General features: G+C 69.0%; 4 protein-coding genes and 1 pseudogene. 3 read left to right on the forward strand and 2 right to left on the reverse strand.

Annotation, left to right across the window (positions count from 1 at the left end; all coding sequences use genetic code 11):
* On the reverse strand, window positions 1-326 hold a 326-nt coding region (locus Q8814_RS24725), incomplete at its 3' end, for a MarR family transcriptional regulator (protein WP_330154605.1).
* 43 nt (window positions 327-369) lie between these two features.
* Between Q8814_RS24725 and Q8814_RS24730 the strand changes: the two genes are divergently transcribed.
* The 3 genes from Q8814_RS24730 to Q8814_RS24740 are packed head-to-tail and all read left to right on the forward strand — an operon-like array spanning window position 370 to window position 3,808.
* Complete coding sequence (locus tag Q8814_RS24730) at window positions 370-1,416, forward strand: NAD(P)-dependent alcohol dehydrogenase (RefSeq protein ID WP_330154606.1); 1,047 nt, start codon at window positions 370-372, stop codon at window positions 1,414-1,416.
* 11 nt (window positions 1,417-1,427) lie between these two features.
* The gene (locus tag Q8814_RS24735; RefSeq protein WP_330154608.1) at window positions 1,428-2,885 is read left to right on the forward strand and encodes a mannitol dehydrogenase family protein; all 1,458 of its coding nucleotides are present in this window, start codon (window positions 1,428-1,430) and stop codon (window positions 2,883-2,885) included.
* Window positions 2,882-3,808, forward strand: a complete 927-nt coding sequence (locus Q8814_RS24740) for a carbohydrate kinase family protein (RefSeq protein ID WP_330154607.1) — start codon at window positions 2,882-2,884, stop codon at window positions 3,806-3,808. The genes Q8814_RS24735 and Q8814_RS24740 overlap by 4 nt, the downstream gene beginning before the upstream one ends.
* Window positions 3,809-3,929: 121 nt before the next feature.
* On the opposite strand, the pseudogene Q8814_RS26580 reads toward Q8814_RS24740, so the two are convergent.
* Window positions 3,930-4,102: pseudogene (locus tag Q8814_RS26580) on the reverse strand (xylulose kinase); the annotation flags it as partial.

A 4,102-nucleotide genomic window follows, 5' to 3' on the forward strand; every position in this document is an offset into this window, starting at 1 on the left:
GGTCCGATGTCGTCGACGCGCACACCCACCACGACGGCTTCGGTGAGTCCGAAGCACTGTTCGAGCGCGCGTTCGGTGTCGGCGTGCAGGTCGTCGCGGAGATCGGGCGGCACCGCGACTTCGATGCGGACGAGGCCCTGCGATCGGGCGCGAGCGACGAGCCGGCCTGCGGTGGCTCGGGAGACGCCGAGCCGGTTGGCGACTTCGGCCTGCGTCAGACCGTCGAGGTAGTAGAGGGTTGCCGCGCGCAGCGCCAATCGCAGTTCCTCCGGGGCGGAAGCAGTCTCCACGTCCGGCGCGGTCCGGGTGGGATCGGTCGTGGGCACGTGTCACCTCCCTCCGTGAGCATCTGCTCAGGGGTGCGAACATTTGCTCAGTAAGTTAGCATCGAAGTGTGACCTACGCATCGAACCCGGCCGCATCGACATCGAGGAACGACCGGTTCCGGAGCCCGGTCCCGGCGACGTTCTCGTCCGCGTCACCTCCGTCGGTGTCTGTGGCTCCGACGCGCACTACTACCGAGAGGGCCGCATCGGAGAATTCGTGGTCGACGCCCCTCTCGTCCTCGGGCACGAAGCCGCGGGACTCGTTGTTGCCGTGGGTGCCGGGGTACCCGCCGGCCGGATCGGCGAGCGCGTCTCGATCGAGCCGCAACGACCCGATCCCGGTACGGAGGAAACCCGCCGCGGCGACTACAACCTGTGCCCGCACATGCGGTTCTACGCCACCCCGCCGGTGGACGGCGCGCTGTGCGACTACGTCACCATCGGCTCGCACTTCGCACACTCCGTGCCCGAGACCGTCTCCGATGATGCGGCGGCGCTGTGCGAACCGCTGTCGGTGGGCATCGCCGCAGTACGCAAGGCGCGTGTCACGGCGGGCTCGCGCGTGCTGATCAGCGGTGCCGGCCCGGTCGGCATCGTCACCACCCAGGTGGCGCGCGCGTTCGGGGCGGTCGAGATCGTCGTCACCGACCTCGACGAATGCCGCCGCGCCGCCGCCGGGACGTTCGGCGCCACCGCCACTTCCGACCCACGCACCGACACGGTGCCCGAGGGCCGGTTCGACAGCTACATCGACTGTTCCGGGGCGCCGGCCGCCGTCGGCTCCGGCATCCGGGCGGTCCGCCCGGGCGGCACCGTCGTGCTCGTCGGCTCCGGTTCCGAGTCCATGTCGCTGCCCGTGCAACTCATCCAGAACCGCGAACTCGTCCTCACCGGCGTCTTCCGATACGCCAACACGTGGCCCACGGCGCTCGCGCTCGTCGAAACCGGTCGCGTCGATCTCGATTCGATGGTCACCGCACGATTCCCTCTCGAAAAGACGGTCGACGCACTCGAATCCGATCACGTGCCGGGCAGTATCAAAGCCGTTGTGCAGGTAACCCCAGGTGCCCGGAAGGAGTCACAACAGTGAAACCGAGCGAGATGACCTTGCCCGATGCCCGGATCCCGGTGCCCGGCTATTCACGACGGGAGATCTCGGTAGGCATCGTGCACTTCGGTGTCGGAGGATTTCACCGCGCCCACCAAGCGATGTACATCGACCGATTGCTGGAAAAGGGGCTCGCGCGCGAATGGGGGATCTGCGGCGTCGGGGTCATGCCCGCCGACCGCCGCATGCAAGAGGCCCTCGACGCCCAGGACCGGCTCTACACCCTGATCCTGACCCACCCCGACGGCACCTGGGAACCTCGCATCATCGGTTCGATCGTCGACTACCGCTATGCCCCGGACGATCCCGAGGCCGTCATCGAACTCCTGGCCGCCCCGACCACGCGCATCATCTCGCTCACGGTCACCGAGGGCGGATACAACATCCGGCACGATACGGGTGACTTCGACACCGACAACCCCGACATCAGGCGCGACCTCGCCGCCACCGGCCCACCCGCAACCGTGTTCGGACTGATCACCGAAGCGCTGGCTCGCCGGCGCGCACGCGGGATACCGTCGCCCACCCTGATGTCGTGCGACAACATCGAAGGCAACGGCACCGTCGCACGGAGGGTGTTCACCGCCTACGCACGGCTCGTCGACCCGGATCTCGCCCAGTGGATCAGCGACAACACCCGATTCCCCAACTCGATGGTGGACCGGATCACCCCGGTGACCACCGATGAGGTCGTCGCCGGACTGTCCGAGCGCTTCGACATCCAGGACCGCTGGCCCGTCGCCGCCGAACCCTTCACCGCCTGGGTGCTCGAAGACGACTTCGCCGACGGCCGCCCCCCGTTGGAAGAAGCCGGGGTGCAACTCGTCGACGACGTCGGACCGTACGAACTGATGAAGCTCCGTCTGCTCAACGTGGGCCACCAGGGTCTGTGCTACTTCGCCTATCTCATGGGGTACCGCCTCGTCCACGAAGCAGCGCAGGACCCGCTGATCGCGCGATTCCTTCTCGAATACATGGACACCGAGGCCACTCCCACACTGCGGCCCGTGCCGGGGATCGACCTCGACGAGTACAAACACACCCTCATCGAGCGGTTCGCCAACCCGGAAATCCGCGACACCGTTGCCCGGCTCTGCGCCGAGTCCTCCGATCGCATCCCCAAATGGCTGCTGCCGGTCATCCGGGAGAACCTCGCGACAGGCGGGCCGGTGCGGCTCTCCGCGGCGATCGTCGCGTCCTGGGCCCGCTACGCGGAAGGAGTCGACGAGCACGGCGAGCCGATCGCCGTCGTCGACCGTCTCGCCGACACCCTCGTCCCGCTCGCCCGCACGCAGCTCACCCATCCGTCCGCATTCATCGAAAATAAGGCTGTATTCGGTGATCTCGCGCACGACGTCCGCTTCGTCGACGCCTACACCTGGGCGCTGAACGCCCTGCACAGCGACGGCGCGAGAGCCACGCTGTTCGAGCTTCCGGGGGAGCCGTCGTGAACGGGCATGCCCTCGTCGTCGGTGAAGCCCTCGTCGACATCGTCCACCGCGGCGGCGACGACCCCGTCGAGCACGTCGGCGGCAGCCCGCTCAACGTCGCCGTCGGACTCGGGCGCCTCGGCCGCACGGTGCATTTCATGACCCGCCTCGCCGCCGACGAGCGGGGGCGTCGGATCATCGAACACCTCGACTCGTCGGGGGTGCACCTGACGCCGGGCAGTGCCGCGGCGTCGCGCACCGCCACCGCGAAAGCGGTCCTCGACCCCGAGGGACGAGCCACCTACGAATTCGACATCGACTGGCATCCTGTCGTGCCACCGCCCACCGTCGACGCGCTCCTCATCCATACCGGATCCATCGCCACCGTCCTCGAACCCGGCTGCGACACCGTCGCCGAACTCGTCGCGCAACAGTCCGCGACCTCCACGGTGAGTTTCGACCCGAACATCCGGCCGGCGCTGATCGCCGACGAGCAGCGCGGTCGTGCCCGGATCGAGCACCTGGTGGGCCTGTCGGACATCGTCAAGGCCAGCGACGAGGATCTCGCCTGGTTCGCCCCCGGTCAGGACCCGGTGGTGACCGCACGCGAATGGCTGTCGCGGGGACCCGCGATCGTCGCTGTCACCCGCGGATCCGGGGGCGCGCTCGCGATGAGCGCCGCCGGCACGGTCGACATCCCGGCAGTGCAGGTGGACGTCGTCGACACCGTCGGTGCCGGCGACGCCTTCACCGCAGGACTACTCGACGCGCTGTGGACCCAGAAGCTGCTCGGCGCGGACCGTCGCGACACGCTGCGCGGAATACGCACCGACGCCCTGCGCGCGGCGCTCGAGACGGCAGCATGGACCTCCGCGCTCACGGTGGGGCGGGCAGGCGCCGACCTGCCCACGCGCGAACAGCGGGACCGGGCGGTCCGGTCGTGACACTCGTCGCCGGCATCGACTCGTCCACCCAATCCTGCAAGGTGATGGTGTGCGACGCCGACACCGGACGCGTCGTCCGCGAGGGCCGTGCCGCGCACCCCGCCGGCACCGAAGTCGACCCGCGCGCCTTGGCGACGGTGATCGCCGCGAGCGGCACCACCCCCACGGCATCCACCCACGCGGCGGGGCCGCCGAGTTCGCGCACGAGGTCGGATGCCGCCTCGGCCGAGCGGATGTCGTTCCACAGCAGCGCATCCCGCACCACCGAGCCGGCATCGTCGAGACACACCATGC

It is taken from the genome of Rhodococcus chondri, from assembly GCF_036327435.1.
GTDB lineage: Bacteria > Actinomycetota > Actinomycetes > Mycobacteriales > Mycobacteriaceae > Rhodococcus > Rhodococcus chondri.

Excerpts from the sequence above, each read along its gene's own strand:
- Q8814_RS24735 (WP_330154608.1), top strand. The coding sequence starts at position 1,428 with ATGACCTTGCCCGATGCCCGGATCCCGGTGCCCGGCTATTCACGACGG.